The following is a 15,725-nucleotide window of genomic DNA, read 5'->3' on the forward strand; positions in this document are numbered from 1 at the left end:
CCACTGCTCTTTCTCCCATTCCACTTAAACGGCTTCGACGTAAGCCTTGCTATCTCACGACCGTTAATATCAAATATTGTAACCGTATCACCTGTACCCAAATTCCTGAATTCAAGCTCATTTCCAGGACGGAAGACTTTGTATTTAGGCCTATGTCCGCTGCTTTCATCGCTGCCTTCAACAAATATTCCAAAAAAACCACGGTTATTAGATTCAAAAGTTATTGTTTTTTTTGCTGTATCCTGCGTTGGTGTGAAATTTACTTTTTCCCATTTGTTTCCGTTAAAATACTTGACTACATATTGGCCTTCATTTGACGAACCATAATATAAAGTTATAGTTGCGGTAAGCGAAAGAGGATTGTCGGAATATATTTCATAAAGTTTTAGAAGCCCATCTTTATCACCACTAAAATAAGTAATGTCGGATTCCTGCATAGTTACTAAAGAATCTGAAGAAAATGTGCCTTGTTTAATTACTATTTCGGAGTGACCATATCTTTGGTCGCCATTATCTAAAATCAGATTTCCGCCGGCTGTTGTTATAGTTGTTGAAGTACTGGCAGTTACAGGTACGTGTATCCATCCTGCGTTATATGGATAATACATTTGCTCCGAGTTATTGTTATCTACCGCAATTACAAACCTATATGAAAAAGTTCCTATGCCTAAAGGTACAGTAAATTCTTTACTTTCAAAAGGTGAAGCTATGTCTTTTAACGGCAATTTTGTTATAGTAGAAGTGTCATTATTTACATAATATTCCACTTCCATATTTGTGACAGACGACGAATCAGGCTCTGTTTTATAATCGCCGACAATGACCAAATTTGCTTCATGCTGATAAGGAGAAATTCTTAAAATATGCCTATGGTTTACGATGAGGTTAGCGATAGGGATAGCCACTCTGGCAGACAATTGTTCAATTCTTATGGCATCATCACCAAATAAAAAAGGTGATGTAAGGAGTGAAATAAATAATAGTAATAATAAAGCAATTTTTTTATTCATAAAATAACCGTAAAATTATCGCATTATTTTTATAAGTTGTAGACCCCGTAGCCGGCGCAAAAGCCTTACTGAAATCCGCTGCCAGATATAATTTTGGAGCTATTTTGAAATTTATCATAGCTCCGGCAGACATACCCCAATAACTATCAGGAGAGGCATGAAAACCGCGTTTATCCCAAACTCTTATATAGTCTTCAGCTTCAAGAGCGGCATCGGAAGCATACTGTGATTTATCTTTTAAATAAAACCAAGGGTGATATGCTTCTTTGTTTGGCGCAGGGCTGCCTGAATCATACAATCCTGCATTAACTGTCCCTATACCTGATATATTTCCACCGGAATAAAAACCTATTTCTAAAGTTTGATTATAATCTCCGATTGAAGAATTTCCAGTTCCAGTATAAGGCAACACTTTGTCTGTAACTCTCCAAGCCAAAGGTATCATTTTTGTAGTGTCGTCAGTGTTTACCAACCCGAAAGCTGTATCGGTTGAAGCGCCTGTATATTTTGGGTTTGCATAAGCAGCTTTTGTGTCTGAAAAAATTTGTATTCCCCAATTATCGTTTGGTATGCAATCTAAAGTAAGTTCAAGATATTGATCTGCGGCTTTCCAGCCATTAGGCATTGCATTCGTTAATGTCCATGTAATTTCAGAACTTGAGCTTTCCTGATAAACAGCAGTGGAAACAACCATAAGCTTTGCATCCCAAGATACTGCATTGCCCGCTTTTTTCCAAACTATTTGGTCTAGGTCTAATATTGCCGAATAAGCATTTGCACCTGACATTGTCATTATAAATGGCATTTTAACATTATTAAGAAAACTATTATATGGAGTTAAATCTATTGATACTTTATGCCATTTACCATCCATAACAAATCCTGAAAGACTGCCTAAAGTAACAAGTTTATCGCCGTTAGATGAAGTTTGAAAACCGACTTGAAAATATTGAGATGAAGTAGCGCTTGTTCTTACCCAAAATTCTATTTTCCCATTTGCGTAAGCGCTCATATCTCTATAGGTATTATTGCCATATCCATTGTCTGCTGTAGTGCCGTCTTTAAAAATAAATCCCCATCCTGCCCAACCGTTAGTAACAGCTTGTAAAAAATTTACCCTAAAAAATTTATTGCCTTCTACTTTTTCTTCATTATTACTATATTCTAAGTCGCCTCTTTCACTTACTGCTCCCCAGCCTGCAGTGCCTCCGTTCCATTCAATCAATCTAACTCTATCTATATCATTAAGATTTGGGGTTTGAGTAGGCGTACCATTATTTGTTTGCCCACTCCATAAATGCAAGTCTATTTTTATTCCATTAAAATTTTCAGAGTAAAGAGAATAAATATTATTGCCAAAATTGGAAGTCTGAGTGCTGCCTGCAATTGATTGCGCAAACAGCGGCGCAACGCTAATGGCAACTATGGATAATGATAATAACAAAAGGTTTTTTATTTGCATTATTATTCAACTTTGAACTTTTTAACGTTTTCAGCGGCAAAATACTGAAAGAAATTCATTATAACTGATTTTATCATTTCCACCCTTCTGAAACAGATTCCAAATAAAAAACAGCAACAGCTGACCAACAAAAGACAAAAACAATGAAAATTGACTTAAAACGACACTTCTCCGTATTTGTTTACTCTGAACTGAATACTTTTTTCAGTGCTTATGTTAAAAGCGTTCAAAGAAATATTCAAAACGTATTTGCCTTTTTGAGGCGGTTGAAATTTTTCCATAAAAATTCTGTCCAAACCTGCGTAAACCGGGCTTTGTTCTCCGATATGTTTTTCCAAAACAATTTTTTTGCCTTTTTTTATAGTCAAAACGCCTTTTAGCCTTACGGGCAAGTTGCCGTTATTTTTAACTTTAAACGTCACAGGAATGCCTTCTTCTTTATACATTCTCGGGTTTGAAAGCAATATCTCTGTAATTTCAAAATCAATTTTTTCAGTGCCTTTTATCGTCAAATATACAGGAACGCTTGTCATTAAAGATATTCCCGTCATTTTAGGAGCGACATAAGTAAAAGATACCATAGCAGACAAAGAACCGACATAATTTTTAGAACTTACTTTATAAGAAATATCCGCTTTTTGATGTGGCTTTAAAATCAACTGTTTATTAGAAACAGAAAGCCAATCTCCGACTTTTACATTTTTGTTTTCAGGTGAATTGTGCCATTCTTCACAAGTAACGGAAACAGTTATGGCATCATCATTGTTGTTTTCAACGGTATAAACTCCATTAAAAACCGATTCTTGCTCAATATGCGCTTCACTTCTTGCGGGGGAAACTATAATGGCTGCATAAAGACTACCTGCAAAGAGAAAAAACAAAGAAACTAAAAAAAATAAATTTAATTTTTTCATTTATTTATCAGCTTATTGAATTTATTTCAGTGTTGTATTAAATTAAATTTCTAAACAAGTTCAGAAAAATAAATTAAACCCTTCAGGCTGCGGGTTTTTACCCGCAGCCTGAAAAAGATTATTCGTAAAAACCTCTAACAACGATTCTGTCCGAACCATATTCCACTCCGCCCATCGCTGTGGCAAAATTAGCTCCAAAATACATATAGAATGTTCCCGTAGGAGAATCGCCGATATCACTTACGCCGCCGCCATATCTACGACCCTGATAGCTCAAAAATACGCGATATGCCATCTTGTCAGGGGCGGTATCAAATCCTGTGTCGCTCTTGTCAATGAAATATTGCCCGCCATCAGCTAAACCCTCCACAACACTATCACCGCTATACGTCGGGGGGAATACCGTTCGCTTATTGGTTGCAACTTTTGTAAAAGTTGAAACTCTCCATGCAAAAGGCAAAGCTGCCCGAACTCCGTTTGTGTGACCAGCCGATGTCGTTGACTGTACCAAACCATTATGTGTTTTATCTGTGGCTGAGGTATAAGTGGCAGTAGCCTTATAAACCGCGCTGTTGACATTATCTTGATAAATCTCAATTGTTGCCAATTGTTTGGTTATAGTAGAATTAATAAGTGCATAAACCTCAGAATCTATCCAGTTATTTGAGCCTCCGATCGTTATGTCTGTCGATGCCCAAGTGATGTCAGTGGCGTTCGCGTTGTCAGCCACTTTTTTTAACTCAAAACTCCATGAAAACTCCCCCAAATTACCAGGAATTGTCACTTTTGCAGTTTTTGTCGAATTTGCCACTTCAAGCGCATAAACCGACGATACTGCAAATGTCAAAAATGCCACAACTGCCAAAAAACTAAATACTTTACGCATTGTTCCTCCATTTTTTCGGGACATTTTTGTCCCTTTATTTATATCTACTATTGTAAAATAAGAAAAGAAAGAGAAAGCAAAAAAGTAGATACATGTATATATTTATATATATTTTTATGCAAATGTCAATACCCATAAATCGTTAATTCGTTATATATTATAAAAATACAAACAATTTAGCAACAAAGAATTAAAAAAATAATTTGAATTTTGTTTTGAAGAAGTAGAATAATAATTGTGTTGTTGGGAATACAAATTATTATTGTGATACAATTTGTTGAATATTAATTTTGGATGATTCTCAAAATTTATTAACATACCATAATATACTATGTTTTTTTTTATTTGTCAATATATAAAAACAAATTTCGCAAGTTTTTCAAACAATCTGTATAATAATTAAATATATTTAATTAAATATTTTTGATAAAATTAGTTTTTATTAAAAGTTAAAAACATAAATCTGAGTCTGCAAAAAATAAATGCTTTTTTTGTGCATATCCATGTTGCAAGGTACTTGCACATGACAAACTAAGAAGACTTTTACATATCATAAAAATCAACCCAGTTTTTGCTTTTGCCTTTGTCGTGGTCGTCATTGCGGACTCCGCGCCGCAATCTGTTGTTGTCGTTATTCCCTTTTACAGCTGTCAACCCAAAGGAAAATATTTTTCTTCATCTATCATCTATAATATACGCTGCTGCTTCAGATTCATAGTGGCAGAAATCAGATAATAAAGCTTAACATATCTCTACGGCATATATTGAAAGAGAATAAAAAACAATTTGCTTATCAAAAGACATAATATTTTTTATAATTCATATTTAAATTTAAAACTTTTTTTAGGTGTTATGCTTTAAAAATGCATGGATTATTATCAATTCTTTTTTTCTAACTTCGCTTTACGGACAGTATTTAAATTTTATCATTGAATTTTCACGCGAAATCGGAAAAACCCAACAAACTCTTTTAAATTTTACTCTTCCTTTTTCTTACGGGACGATTATTTCTTCAAACTTTTTGTCAAGCGATACTATAATTATAAATATACAGGATTTGCATTCACACCCAACCGTTCAAAGCTTATAAATTTCTCAACTTACGACGTTTGTCCGCTGCTCAACTTTTCAACTTCTAAGCATCCTTGTTTCTATTGACAAAAATTTTATGACTTCTTCAAATGTTTTCTTGGCGTATTTTGTATCCATATAAAATTGGTATTCATGTTTTAAAATCGCTTCTTCTTTAGGATAGAAAACACTTTTAACATATATACTTTTTGCTTTCAGCGTATTTTCAAACTCTTTCGCCTGATTCTCGAATGACAGGGTATTGCCGTCTGTTATAAAAACCGGCGGATAATTTTCATCAATAAATTTTACGATATCGCATAATTCTATATTTTTATCGTTTATATCATCTATGCCAAAATATGCCCATCCTATTTTTTTAAAAGGCAAAAGCATTGTGTTTTTTGGCGGATTCAAAAGTTCTTTAATATTATATACACCGCAAAACAGCAAAAGACCAGAAATATTGTTTTTATCAATAATGGAATTTATAGCAATACCTTTACCTTTAATGGCATCGTTGACTTTTGCAGCATATTCGGAATTTGTTTGTATATTCACAAACTGCGCAGCAAGCTGTGCTCCGGCAGAATCTCCTCCAAAATAAATATTTTCTACACTTATTCCGTAATCTGCGGCGTTTTCTTGGATATATACATAAGCCTCTTCAATTTGTTTGAGAGCAATGGGATAGCGGTTCTTTGGAGATAATGCATAGTTCATGTTTACGATATTAAACCCCTTATCTGCAAGAAGAACCATATAGTGTTCAACCATAGATTTATCGCCGCTTATAAATCCTCCACCATGTATCCAAAATATCAGTTTGTAGTTATTTTTAGACGGTTGCGGCAGTATAATATCAAATTTACCATTAAGATATGCCGAGTTATAATCTATGTTACTTTTAAATGTAAGATTATTTTTTAACGACTCATAATTTTGCGGAATACTGTAAAGATTTATATTAAATGAGATTTTAAAAAACCAAATGGCAGGCAGCGGCGAAAAAATACAAAAGGCTGCCAAAACAACAATAAACGACAATATAAATATTATTAGCCGTCTTTTTTTCATTCTCGTTCTCGGAGAGTTGCATATATTACGTGTATTTCTTATATTTTGCTGTTTTCCAGTGCTGAATTCCGGATTTTTGCAAGAGCATTTTATATTTGGCTTTAAAATTTATTACAAGAACAGACACAGGTACTCTTTCGCCCGCTCTTGTACCAAAGCTAATGCCGACTCTTTCATTTAAATACTTTATCAGAGTTTTTTCGATTTTGTTTTTAGGGTTCTCTGTTTGCTCCATTTTGAGCAGCTGTTACATTTCGACATCATATTCAACGGCACATCTGAATTTGTCATTATTTTATAATGAGAATTAACAGCATTATAATAAAAGCCACAAACAAAATTGCCGCAGCAACAGCGGCAGTAAGAACTTGCAGCTTTAAATACTGATTTTCTTTAAGCAGTTTAGAATTTTCCTGTAACAGTTCAGCAATTTTATCATTTAATACCGCAGTTTGTTTTTTTACGTCTATATACTCCTCGATATACGGCAGCGCAAAGCCAACTGCCATTGCGGCATACTTTGTTATTTTGTCAGATACTTTAAACATGAATATCCCCCTGACATCTCATAACTAAAATAATAACCTCAGCCATAAATATCGCGCCAGCAAATAACAACGCAATAAGGAGAATAGTTCTTTGATTTTTTAAAGAAGAATTTTCCAGACGGAGTTTTTGGTTTTCGATTTTCAATTTTTTGTTTTCTTTTGCCTCTTCTGTAAACTTTGAGATTGTCGGCTGAGCAAGCGCGGCTAAAGAAGCTATGAATTTGATTACCGCAGGTATTGAAGGCATATAGTATCCTCCTTTTTAATAATTAAATATCTTCAAAAGAAATAATTTCAATGTTTTTCTCTCTAAGATATGATTTAAGCACGGGATCGCAGCATTTTGCCATTTCAAACTCTCTCCACATTTCATTAAATCCCGGATGCGTCATAAGTTCAGCAAGAGAAAAATCTTCATCTATGTTTCCCCAATACCAACCGTTAATAAAATGAGGGCAATACTTTATATGAAAACCATCTAATATATTTTTCATCTCATCTGCAAGATTGTCATCACCGTAAAATGAAGTAAAAAATCTTATCGGCACATCCATCTCTTTGGCTTTTTGCGCAACCAGAGGAAGCACTTCAGGGTGCATATGCACATTATGGTGCCCGTCCAAATGCGAAAGCTTAAGTCCCGCGTTCAAAAATTTGTCGAGCTGGCTATCAATCGCGCCGATAATTTCCTGCTTTTGTGCTTTTGGAACTTTAAAATCAGCTATTGACGCCAAATCGGAAATATCTTTTTTAATATTTATATATGCATCCAAATCAATGTGAAGCCCTGTTTTTAAATCAGGATTTTCTTTTGCAAGATAAACAGCATCTTCAAAAGCATCTCTGCCGGTTAAAATGGTTGCACTTTTTACTATACCATTTTTATGGGCAAATATTATGCCTTTATTTATCTCTTTTCTGTATCCAAAATCGTCAGCGTTTACAATTAATTTTTTCATATCCCGCTTTATTTAAATAATCCAAAATATCAAACATGCAACGATTATTTTGTTCTATGTATTTATCGTTATTTAAAATTTCATCAAGCGTTTGTATGTATTTTCCGCTGCAAAAATCACCTGCACAGTTTAAAACCATATCTTTTACGCTTTCTTTCGTAACTTCAAGGTGAAATTGTAAAGCCAGAACTTTGTCATCATACAAAAATGCCTGATTTGCACAAGCTGCCGATGAAGCGAGCGGTTTTGCGCCTTTCGGAATTTCAAAAGTGTCACCATGAAAATGAAAGACAGTAAATTCATCTTTAAAAGATTCAAAAGGCGAATCTGCTTTATTTTTTTCTACAACCGTAATTGGAAGCCACCCGATTTCTTTTTCTTTATTTTTATATACTTTTGCGCCTAATGCTTCAGCTATAAGCTGCGCTCCAAGACAAATTCCTATAACCGTTTTATTGTTTTCTATAGCTTGCTTTACGGCTTTTTTTTCTTCTTTAAACCAAACATATTTTTCATCTTCATAAACTCCCATGGGTCCGCCCATTACTACAAGCCAATCATAATCTATAGGTTTTGGTATCAAGCAGACACCGTCTTCATAAAATTTGGTGTAAGAAAGTTCATGCCCGTTTTTAACGCACCAGTCTTTTATGCAGCCGATATCTTCGAAAAACACATGTTTGAAACAATGAATTTTAGACATCAAGACACCTCACCTTAAACAAGTTCCAACTTTACCAGCGTTTCAGCGATTTGTACAGCATTTAAAGCCGCTCCTTTTAATAAATTGTCGGAAACAACCCAGAAAGTTAAAGCATTGTTTTTTGTCGAAATGTCGCTGCGTATTCTTCCGACATAAGTTATCTGCTTGTTTTCCGCAAACAGCGGCATAGGATATTTTTTGTTTTCAGGTTCGTCCAAAAGTTCAATTCCTTCCGCTTTCAATAAAAGTTCTTTTGCCTGCTCAACAGACAAAGGCTTTTCCATTTCTATCCAGACATTTTCCGAATGCGAACGAAAAACAGGAACTCTTACACATGTCGCGCTTACTTCAATCGAATCATCACCCATGATTTTTTTTGTTTCATTTGTCATTTTCATTTCTTCTTTTGTATATCCGTTTTCCATGAACACGTCTATCTGCGGTATGAGATTAAACGCTATTTGATGCTGAAATTTGTTTTGGACTGGAATTTCTTTACCTTCAGCCCACGCTTTTGCCTGCGCCGTAAGTTCATCCATTCCTCTCTGTCCAGCTCCGGAAACAGACTGGTATGTGGAAACAATTACTCTTTTTATTTTTGCCGCGTCATGCAGAGGTTTTAAAGCGACGACCATTTGAATAGTGGAACAATTTGGATTTGCAATAAGCTTTTTATCCCTGCTTAAATCATACGGATTTACTTCAGGAACTACCAAAGGAATATCTTTATCCATTCTCCATGCGCTTGAATTGTCAATGACAAAACATCTATCAGTAACAAACGAAGGCGCAAACTCCTTTGAAACGGCTGCCCCTGCGCTGAAAAGCGCTATGTCTACGCCTTTGCCGCTATCCTTTGTCAAAAGTTCTACTGCAGCTTCCTTCCCATTATATGTAAGTTTTTTGCCTACGGAACGCTCAGAAGCCAAAAGCTTTATACTTTCAATTGGAAAATTTCTGCTTTCAAGCATCTTTACCATTTCGTTTCCAACGGCGCCAGTCGCGCCAGCTACAGCTACTTTGTACTTTTTCATTTTATTTCTCTCCGTAAAAATAATTATTCTCTTTAAGGAACTTTTTTGATTACCGTAAATCTGTATTGCTTTTCTGGCGCCTGTGCAAAAAAAGCTTTTACTGTTATTAATGCGTCTTTCTGTGTATCAGCACCTTGCAGAGTTTTTGTTTTTATCTGCATTACCTGCCCCGAAAGAGTTTCATTATTTGTTGAACTCAGTTCAATAAAATCAATTATTTTATATCCAGGAGTCACATCCTTCCACTCTATTTCCTTACTTAATGAATCGCCTTCTGATACAGGACGTCCTTTTATGTATATAGTTCCCTTAAGATAATAGAAAGAATCTTCGTATAATTCACTGTTAGTACCCAGCAATGGAGAACCGTCAGGCAAGGCATTTCCGCTGCTGTCAACGATTTCAACTATGACTTTTGGATCTCCGAAAACTTTTCTTACCGCATCTTCAGGACTGCATGCTGCGAAAGAAAACAAAAAAGCTAAAGCAAATAAGAAAAAAATAAGTTTTTTCAAGACAATAGCCTCCGTTATGTTAAATTATTTTATTATAAGCGAATTTTCTCTTACATGTATTATATCGCTGGCGATTATAGTTATCTCTTTATAGAAATGTTCCCATAAGGGCGGCGCTATCCAATTTATAGCGTTAAATTCATTATCATTTACAAAAAAATCTAAATCGTCGCAATATCTGTGATTGTAGTATCCCCTGCTAAGAACAGTCCCCCCCCCCTGTTAGAAAAAAATCTGTGCCGTTTTGAGCGATAACTTTCAGAACCCCATTTTGAAGCCTCTGCTTACACAAGAGACGCTATAAAATCGCCCACTTCGGTTGTGCCCATTCCCATTTTTCCGGCGGACATGCTTTTAATTTTTCCAGATTCCAGCGCTTTTATAACAGCGTTATCTATATCTTTTGCAGCCTGCGGCTCGCCTATAGTTTCAAGCATCATAGCACCAGCGTTTATCGTTGCTATAGGGTTAATTACATTTTTGCCAGTATATTTTGGGGCAGAACCTCCCATAGGTTCAAACATTGAAACACCTTCCGGATTGATATTTCCACCGGCCGCAACGCCCATGCCGCCTTGAATCATCGCGGCAAGGTCAGTAATTATATCGCCGAAAAGGTTGTCTGTAACTATCACGTCAAACCATTCAGGATTTTTTACAAACCACATACATGCCGCATCAACATTTACATAATCGCCCTTTATCATAGGATAATCTTTTTCCACTGCGTTAAAAGTGCGCTGCCATAAATCCGACGCATAAGTCAAAACGTTTGTTTTTCCGCAAAGTGTAAGTTTATTGTTTTTGTTTCTCTTTTTTGTCAGTTCAAAAGCGTATCTGATACATCTTTCAACGCCGAATCTTGTATTTATTGATTCCTGCACGGCGACTTCCTGTAAAGTATCTTTTTTCAAAAATCCGCCCGCTCCGGTATATAAACCTTCGGTATTTTCTCGGACAATAATCATATCAATATCGGACGGAGTTTTATCTTTCAAAGGTGTGTCCACATTGGGATATAGTTTTACCGGACGAAGATTTATATATTGGTCAAGCTCAAATCTGAGCCTTAAAAGAATTCCTTTTTCAAGAATTCCGGGCTTTACTTCGGGGTGTCCTATAGCTCCCAAAAATATGGAATCAAACTTTTTGAATTCTTCCAAGACGGTATCAGGAAGTATCTCACCGGTTTTCATATATCTTTCACCGCCCAAATCATAAGGTGTCCATTCTATTTTAAAATTACTCTTTTTTGCCGCCGCTTCGGCTACTTTTACTCCTTCTTTCAGTACTTCTGGTCCTGTGCCATCTCCAGGAAGCAATGCTATCTTGTACGTTTTTGACATTTGTCTTCTCCTTTATACTTTTCTATTCATAACTTCTTTTAATTTTGGTATAAATCTTTTTATTGAGTCATTATACTGCATTTCAGCACAGGTATTATCATATTCTTTTAATTCGTTCTGGAGATAAACTCCGCTGTGGCGAGTGACACTTCCTCTGGCAGCTTTTACTCTTAAAAATTCTTCTTCTGACTTAGTGTAATAATGATTTATGCTTATAATATCAGTTGTTGCAATATCAACCGCAGGATCTTGAAGGTAAGGAACCTTCCTTTCATCTACTGGCATGCCTATGACATTCGAATAATATACATTTGTTTTTCCAAGAATAGTTCTTGGGTTTACTATGGACTTTCCGCTTATGCATGTCTCTTTAGAATACATATAGTTTTCAATCACCAGTCCTTCAGGCTTAGTTTTATGTCCGCAGGTTCCGAAAAATCTGTAATGAATCGTAATTTGGCTAAAATTTTCGTATTCTTTCAGAAAATCTTTAATATTATCATGCCTCAATGGAAAGTTTGTGATATTCAATCCATTCCTTTAAATAAAGCGCTTCATTTTTTACGCATGCAAGAATGCTGATATAATTAGGGTATGTTCTGTTCTCTTCTAAAGCTGCAATATTTATTTGTCTCTGCAGGGAAAGAAACGATTTCCTACTTTTTCTTCTCAGAGGAGCATAAAAAATAAAAAAAGAAAAAATGTTTACATTTATTTTTAATGTTCTCATAAGTGCTTTCAAAAATGTAAATGCCATATCTTTAATGTTTTTTTCATTGCTATTTTTTTATGTATCTAAGCAATCCTCCTGCTTTTATGATTTTTTGCATGAACTCAGGAAAAGGCTGCGACTTATACTCTTTTTTTTGCGTCAAATTTTTTATGGTGCCTTGATTTAAATTTATTTCGACTTCATCGCCGTTTTTTATCGCTTTTACGGCTTGCGGAGATTCAAGAATCGGGAGACCTATGTTAATGGAGTTTCTAAAAAATATCCGTGCAAAAGAGTTGGCTATTACCGCAGAAATTCCGGCGGCTTTTATGGCTATAGGTGCGTGTTCCCTTGAAGAGCCGCAGCCGAAATTGTTTTCCGCTACTATAACGTCTCCTTTTTTTACTCTTTTGACAAATTCTTTATCTATATCTTCCATACAGTATTTTGAAAGTATTGAAGGTTCTGTAGTATTTAAATATCTGGCAGGTATTATTTCATCCGTATTTACATTTGAGCCGTATTTGTGAACCTTTCCTTTCAATATTATATCTTTCGCCATTTTATTTTCTCCATATTGCATTAAAATTTATTTTATTTCATCAGGGACGGCTATATACCCTTTTATCGCTGAAGCGGCAGCAACAGCCGGACCTGACAAAAACAGCTGAGATTCAACATGTCCCATCCTTCCGACAAAATTTCTATTTGTAGTTGAAACGCATTTTTCACCGGAAGCTAAAATTCCCATATGACCGCCAAGACACGGACCACAGGTGGGCGCAGAAATTATTGCTCCAGCGTCAGTGAATATTTTAAACAATCCTTCGGCAAGAGCCTGCGAATAAACTTCCGGTGTAGCTGGGATTATCAAAGTTCTTACACTAGGATTCACTTTTTTGCCTTTTTTTATGATTGCCGCGGCAACTCTTAAATCTTCAATCCTTCCGTTTGTGCAGGAACCTATAACAACCTGATCAATATAAGTTCTCTTGATATCTTTTACAGTTTTTGTGTTTGACGGCAGAAAAGGCATTGCAATCTGCGGATCAATTTTTCTACAATCAATTTCCAAAATTTTATGATATTTTGCATCTTTGTCGCTTGTATAAAACTTATATTTCCTTTGAGCTCTTGCAGCAGCATATTTTTCAGTAATTTCATCTGGCGTAAAAATTCCACTTTTTCCACCAGCTTCTATCGCCATGTTCGCAATCGTAAATCTGTCAGCCATAGAAAGTTTTTTGCAGACAGGTCCGTCAAATTCCATAGACTGATACAGTGCTCCGTCAACGCCGATAAGTCCAATAATGTAAAGAATAATATCTTTGCCGCTGACCCATTTATTAAGTTTTCCTTTTAAAATGAATTTAATTGTTTGAGGAACTTTAAACCACACTTTTCCAGTTGCCATAGCAGCGGCAATATCGGTTGACCCCACGCCCGTTGAAAAAACGCCGAGTGCTCCGTACGTACACGTGTGCGAATCAGCTCCTATGATTACGTCTCCGGGAAGGGCTATACCTTTTTCCGGAAGCAAAGCGTGCTCGACCCCGACGTTTCCGCCTTCGTAATAGTGCTTTATTTTCTGCTCTTTCGCAAACTCTCTTACAAACTTTACGTGTTCAGCGCTTAAAATGTCTTTATTCGGCGTAAAATGATCCATAACTAAAGCAATCTTATTTTTATCAAAGACTTTCTTTACTCCAGCTTTTCTGAATTCTTTTATAGCGAGCGGCGCGGTGACGTCGTTTGACAGCGCTATGTCGATTTTCGGCTCAATAAATTCGCCCGGTTCTATGTATTTTTTACTGCAATGAGCGGCTAAAATTTTTTCTGTAATTGTGCTTCCCATTATTTCTTCCCCTTTTTGTAGTTCTTCTTCAAATTAAACGATTTCGCTTTATTGATTGCCTGCATATACGCTTTCACGCTTGCTTCGACAATGTCAGTCGAAGTTCCTTTACCAGAATAAATCATTCTGTTATATGAAGCTTTCAAATTGACTTCCCCCAATGCGTCTTCTCCGGAAGAAACAGCTCTTAAAGAATAATCGGTCAGCTTAAGATCCATTGCGGTTATTTTATCTATGGCTTTATATGCCGCATCTACTGGACCGGTTCCGCACGCAGCTTCGCGGATACTTACCGGTTTAATTTTTCCTTCGGGCAATTTACTTCCGGCTTTAACTGGTTTTTCGTTTTTTGTTATTCTCACAGTTGCCGTCGGGATTGTTCCCGTGCCAGAAGTCACACTTATGTATTCGAGAGAAAATATTTCCTGTCCCGAAGATGAATCTTCTTCGATTAAAGCTATTATGTCGTCGTCAAAAATGACCTTCTTTTTATCGGCTAAAACTTTAAACTTTTCAAACAATTTTTCAAGTGTTTCAGAATCAAGTTTATATCCCAAATCTTTTATTCTTTTGAAAAATGCATGTCTACCTGAATGTTTTCCCAAGACAAGCGAATTTTCCGGAATGCCTATGTCTTTAGGATTCATTATTTCATAAGTTTCCCTGTCTTTTAATACGCCGTCCTGATGAATCCCAGCTTCATGCGCAAAAGCGTTTGCTCCTACGATCGCTTTATTTACCTGCACGATAATTCCTGTCAGGTTTGAAACAAGTTTACTGGCTTTATATATTTCTTTTGTCCTTATTGAATGTCCGACATTATAATATTTCGGCCTTACGCTTAAAGACATAACGATTTCTTCAAGAGAAGCGTTTCCTGCTCTTTCGCCTATTCCATTTATGGTACACTCAACCTGCCGCGCTCCGTTTTCGACAGCTGAAAGAGAGTTGGCTACAGCCAAACCCAAATCATTATGGCAATGTACACTTATGATCGCTCTATTTATATTTGGCACTCTTCTTTTTATTTCCGCAATTTTAGCGCCGAATTCTCCCGGCATTGTGTAACCTACAGTGTCCGGTACGTTTACTGTTTTTGCTCCGGCATCTATTACCGCTTCAATGACTTTGCACAGATAATCCATATCAGACCTACCCGCGTCTTCGGCGGAAAATTCTATGTCTTGGCACAAACTCTTTCCATATTTTACGGCTTTTACAGCCATTTCCAACACCTGAGATCTTGTTTTCCTGAGCTTTTTCTCGATATGTAAATCCGACGTGGCAAGAAAAATATGAATTCTGGGTTTTTTCGCGTATTTTACCGCTTCCCAACAGACCTTTATATCTTTTTCCGAAGCTCTCGATAGCCCCGCTATAGAAGGTCCTTTAACCTGCTGAGCAACCGTTTTAACGGCTTCAAAATCTCCATGACTTGAAATCGGAAAACCTGCTTCAATAATATCCACGCCTAAAACCGCCAGTTGATTTGCAACAAGCAATTTTTCTTTTAAGTTCATGCTTGCACCAGGCGACTGTTCTCCGTCCCTCAATGTAGTATCAAAAAATAAAACTTTATCTTGTTTTTTCATGCTAAAATCCTTTATTAATTATTTTTTTGGTGTTTTATTAT

The 15,725-nt window shown here is 36.0% G+C and carries 18 protein-coding genes; all 18 read right to left on the reverse strand.

The genetic code is table 11. The features are described 5' to 3' along the window. Nucleotides 1–1,010, reverse strand: a 1,010-nt coding sequence (locus LBD46_00005) for a hypothetical protein (GenBank protein ID MDR2425559.1), incomplete at its 3' end; no start/stop codon positions are given. After that, on the reverse strand, nucleotides 1,003–2,472 hold the full coding sequence (locus LBD46_00010) for a hypothetical protein (protein MDR2425560.1): 1,470 nt from the start codon (nucleotides 2,470–2,472) through the stop codon (nucleotides 1,003–1,005). The genes LBD46_00005 and LBD46_00010, both read right to left, overlap by 8 nt. Nucleotides 2,473–2,627: 155 nt before the next feature. Further along, nucleotides 2,628–3,386: a hypothetical protein gene (locus tag LBD46_00015; GenBank protein ID MDR2425561.1), complete on the reverse strand. Its 759-nt coding sequence runs from the start codon at nucleotides 3,384–3,386 to the stop codon at nucleotides 2,628–2,630. Between the two features lie 118 nt (nucleotides 3,387–3,504). Continuing rightward, nucleotides 3,505–4,272 (reverse strand): hypothetical protein, encoded by a 768-nt coding sequence (locus LBD46_00020; GenBank protein MDR2425562.1) that lies wholly within the window; start codon nucleotides 4,270–4,272, stop codon nucleotides 3,505–3,507. Between the two features lie 1,128 nt (nucleotides 4,273–5,400). Beyond that, nucleotides 5,401–6,420: an alpha/beta hydrolase gene (locus LBD46_00025; GenBank protein ID MDR2425563.1), complete on the reverse strand. Its 1,020-nt coding sequence runs from the start codon at nucleotides 6,418–6,420 to the stop codon at nucleotides 5,401–5,403. Nucleotides 6,421–6,445: 25 nt separating this feature from the next. Further along, entirely contained in the window at nucleotides 6,446–6,655 is a 210-nt protein-coding gene (locus tag LBD46_00030) for a hypothetical protein (GenBank protein MDR2425564.1), read from the reverse strand. A gap of 55 nt (nucleotides 6,656–6,710) precedes the next feature. After that, nucleotides 6,711–6,968, reverse strand: a complete 258-nt coding sequence (locus LBD46_00035; GenBank protein MDR2425565.1) for a hypothetical protein — start codon at nucleotides 6,966–6,968, stop codon at nucleotides 6,711–6,713. Beyond that, on the reverse strand, nucleotides 6,961–7,215 hold the full coding sequence (locus LBD46_00040) for a hypothetical protein (protein MDR2425566.1): 255 nt from the start codon (nucleotides 7,213–7,215) through the stop codon (nucleotides 6,961–6,963). The genes LBD46_00035 and LBD46_00040 overlap by 8 nt, the downstream gene beginning before the upstream one ends. Before the next feature lie 22 nt (nucleotides 7,216–7,237). Next, on the reverse strand, nucleotides 7,238–7,927 hold the full coding sequence (locus tag LBD46_00045; GenBank protein MDR2425567.1) for a ChbG/HpnK family deacetylase: 690 nt from the start codon (nucleotides 7,925–7,927) through the stop codon (nucleotides 7,238–7,240). After that, nucleotides 7,902–8,630 (reverse strand): type 1 glutamine amidotransferase, encoded by a 729-nt coding sequence (locus LBD46_00050; protein MDR2425568.1) that lies wholly within the window; start codon nucleotides 8,628–8,630, stop codon nucleotides 7,902–7,904. Before LBD46_00050 ends, LBD46_00045 begins: the two co-directional genes overlap by 26 nt. 14 nt (nucleotides 8,631–8,644) lie before the next feature. After that, nucleotides 8,645–9,664, reverse strand: a complete 1,020-nt coding sequence (locus LBD46_00055) for an aspartate-semialdehyde dehydrogenase (GenBank protein MDR2425569.1) — start codon at nucleotides 9,662–9,664, stop codon at nucleotides 8,645–8,647. 32 nt (nucleotides 9,665–9,696) lie between these two features. Beyond that, entirely contained in the window at nucleotides 9,697–10,179 is a 483-nt protein-coding gene (locus tag LBD46_00060) for a hypothetical protein (protein MDR2425570.1), read from the reverse strand. A gap of 284 nt (nucleotides 10,180–10,463) precedes the next feature. Then, complete coding sequence (locus LBD46_00065) at nucleotides 10,464–11,525, reverse strand: 3-isopropylmalate dehydrogenase (protein MDR2425571.1); 1,062 nt, start codon at nucleotides 11,523–11,525, stop codon at nucleotides 10,464–10,466. A 12-nt stretch (nucleotides 11,526–11,537) separates the two neighbouring features. Continuing rightward, nucleotides 11,538–12,056 (reverse strand): glycosyltransferase family 92 protein, encoded by a 519-nt coding sequence (locus LBD46_00070; protein MDR2425572.1) that lies wholly within the window; start codon nucleotides 12,054–12,056, stop codon nucleotides 11,538–11,540. Then, the gene (locus LBD46_00075) at nucleotides 12,025–12,255 is read right to left on the reverse strand and encodes a hypothetical protein (protein MDR2425573.1); all 231 of its coding nucleotides are present in this window, start codon (nucleotides 12,253–12,255) and stop codon (nucleotides 12,025–12,027) included. Before LBD46_00075 ends, LBD46_00070 begins: the two co-directional genes overlap by 32 nt. Nucleotides 12,256–12,304: 49 nt before the next feature. After that, on the reverse strand, nucleotides 12,305–12,799 hold the full coding sequence (leuD, locus tag LBD46_00080; protein ID MDR2425574.1) for a 3-isopropylmalate dehydratase small subunit: 495 nt from the start codon (nucleotides 12,797–12,799) through the stop codon (nucleotides 12,305–12,307). A gap of 27 nt (nucleotides 12,800–12,826) precedes the next feature. After that, nucleotides 12,827–14,092 carry a 3-isopropylmalate dehydratase large subunit gene (gene leuC / locus LBD46_00085; protein MDR2425575.1) on the reverse strand — a complete coding sequence of 422 codons (1,266 nt, stop codon included), beginning with the start codon at nucleotides 14,090–14,092 and terminating at the stop codon, nucleotides 12,827–12,829. Continuing rightward, complete coding sequence (locus LBD46_00090; protein ID MDR2425576.1) at nucleotides 14,092–15,684, reverse strand: 2-isopropylmalate synthase; 1,593 nt, start codon at nucleotides 15,682–15,684, stop codon at nucleotides 14,092–14,094. Before LBD46_00090 ends, leuC begins: the two co-directional genes overlap by 1 nt. Between the last annotated feature and the right edge of the window lie 41 nt (nucleotides 15,685–15,725).

This window comes from Candidatus Endomicrobium procryptotermitis, from assembly GCA_031279415.1.
Taxonomy (GTDB): domain Bacteria; phylum Elusimicrobiota; class Endomicrobiia; order Endomicrobiales; family Endomicrobiaceae; genus Endomicrobium_B; species Endomicrobium_B procryptotermitis.

Bases quoted from the DNA above. Each gene is read 5' to 3' on its own strand.
- LBD46_00010 (MDR2425560.1), bottom strand. From the start codon at position 2,472: ATGCAAATAAAAAACCTTTTGTTATTATCATTATCCATAGTTGCCATT.
- LBD46_00015 (MDR2425561.1), bottom strand. From the start codon at position 3,386: ATGAAAAAATTAAATTTATTTTTTTTAGTTTCTTTGTTTTTTCTCTTT.
- LBD46_00020 (MDR2425562.1), bottom strand. From the start codon at position 4,272: ATGCGTAAAGTATTTAGTTTTTTGGCAGTTGTGGCATTTTTGACATTT.
- LBD46_00025 (MDR2425563.1), bottom strand. From the start codon at position 6,420: ATGAAAAAAAGACGGCTAATAATATTTATATTGTCGTTTATTGTTGTT.
- LBD46_00030 (MDR2425564.1), bottom strand. From the start codon at position 6,655: ATGGAGCAAACAGAGAACCCTAAAAACAAAATCGAAAAAACTCTGATA.
- LBD46_00035 (MDR2425565.1), bottom strand. From the start codon at position 6,968: ATGTTTAAAGTATCTGACAAAATAACAAAGTATGCCGCAATGGCAGTT.
- LBD46_00040 (MDR2425566.1), bottom strand. From the start codon at position 7,215: ATGCCTTCAATACCTGCGGTAATCAAATTCATAGCTTCTTTAGCCGCG.
- LBD46_00045 (MDR2425567.1), bottom strand. From the start codon at position 7,927: ATGAAAAAATTAATTGTAAACGCTGACGATTTTGGATACAGAAAAGAG.
- LBD46_00050 (MDR2425568.1), bottom strand. From the start codon at position 8,630: ATGTCTAAAATTCATTGTTTCAAACATGTGTTTTTCGAAGATATCGGC.
- LBD46_00055 (MDR2425569.1), bottom strand. From the start codon at position 9,664: ATGAAAAAGTACAAAGTAGCTGTAGCTGGCGCGACTGGCGCCGTTGGA.
- LBD46_00065 (MDR2425571.1), bottom strand. From the start codon at position 11,525: ATGTCAAAAACGTACAAGATAGCATTGCTTCCTGGAGATGGCACAGGA.
- LBD46_00075 (MDR2425573.1), bottom strand. From the start codon at position 12,255: ATGAGAACATTAAAAATAAATGTAAACATTTTTTCTTTTTTTATTTTT.
- leuD (MDR2425574.1), bottom strand. From the start codon at position 12,799: ATGGCGAAAGATATAATATTGAAAGGAAAGGTTCACAAATACGGCTCA.
- leuC (MDR2425575.1), bottom strand. From the start codon at position 14,092: ATGGGAAGCACAATTACAGAAAAAATTTTAGCCGCTCATTGCAGTAAA.
- LBD46_00090 (MDR2425576.1), bottom strand. From the start codon at position 15,684: ATGAAAAAACAAGATAAAGTTTTATTTTTTGATACTACATTGAGGGAC.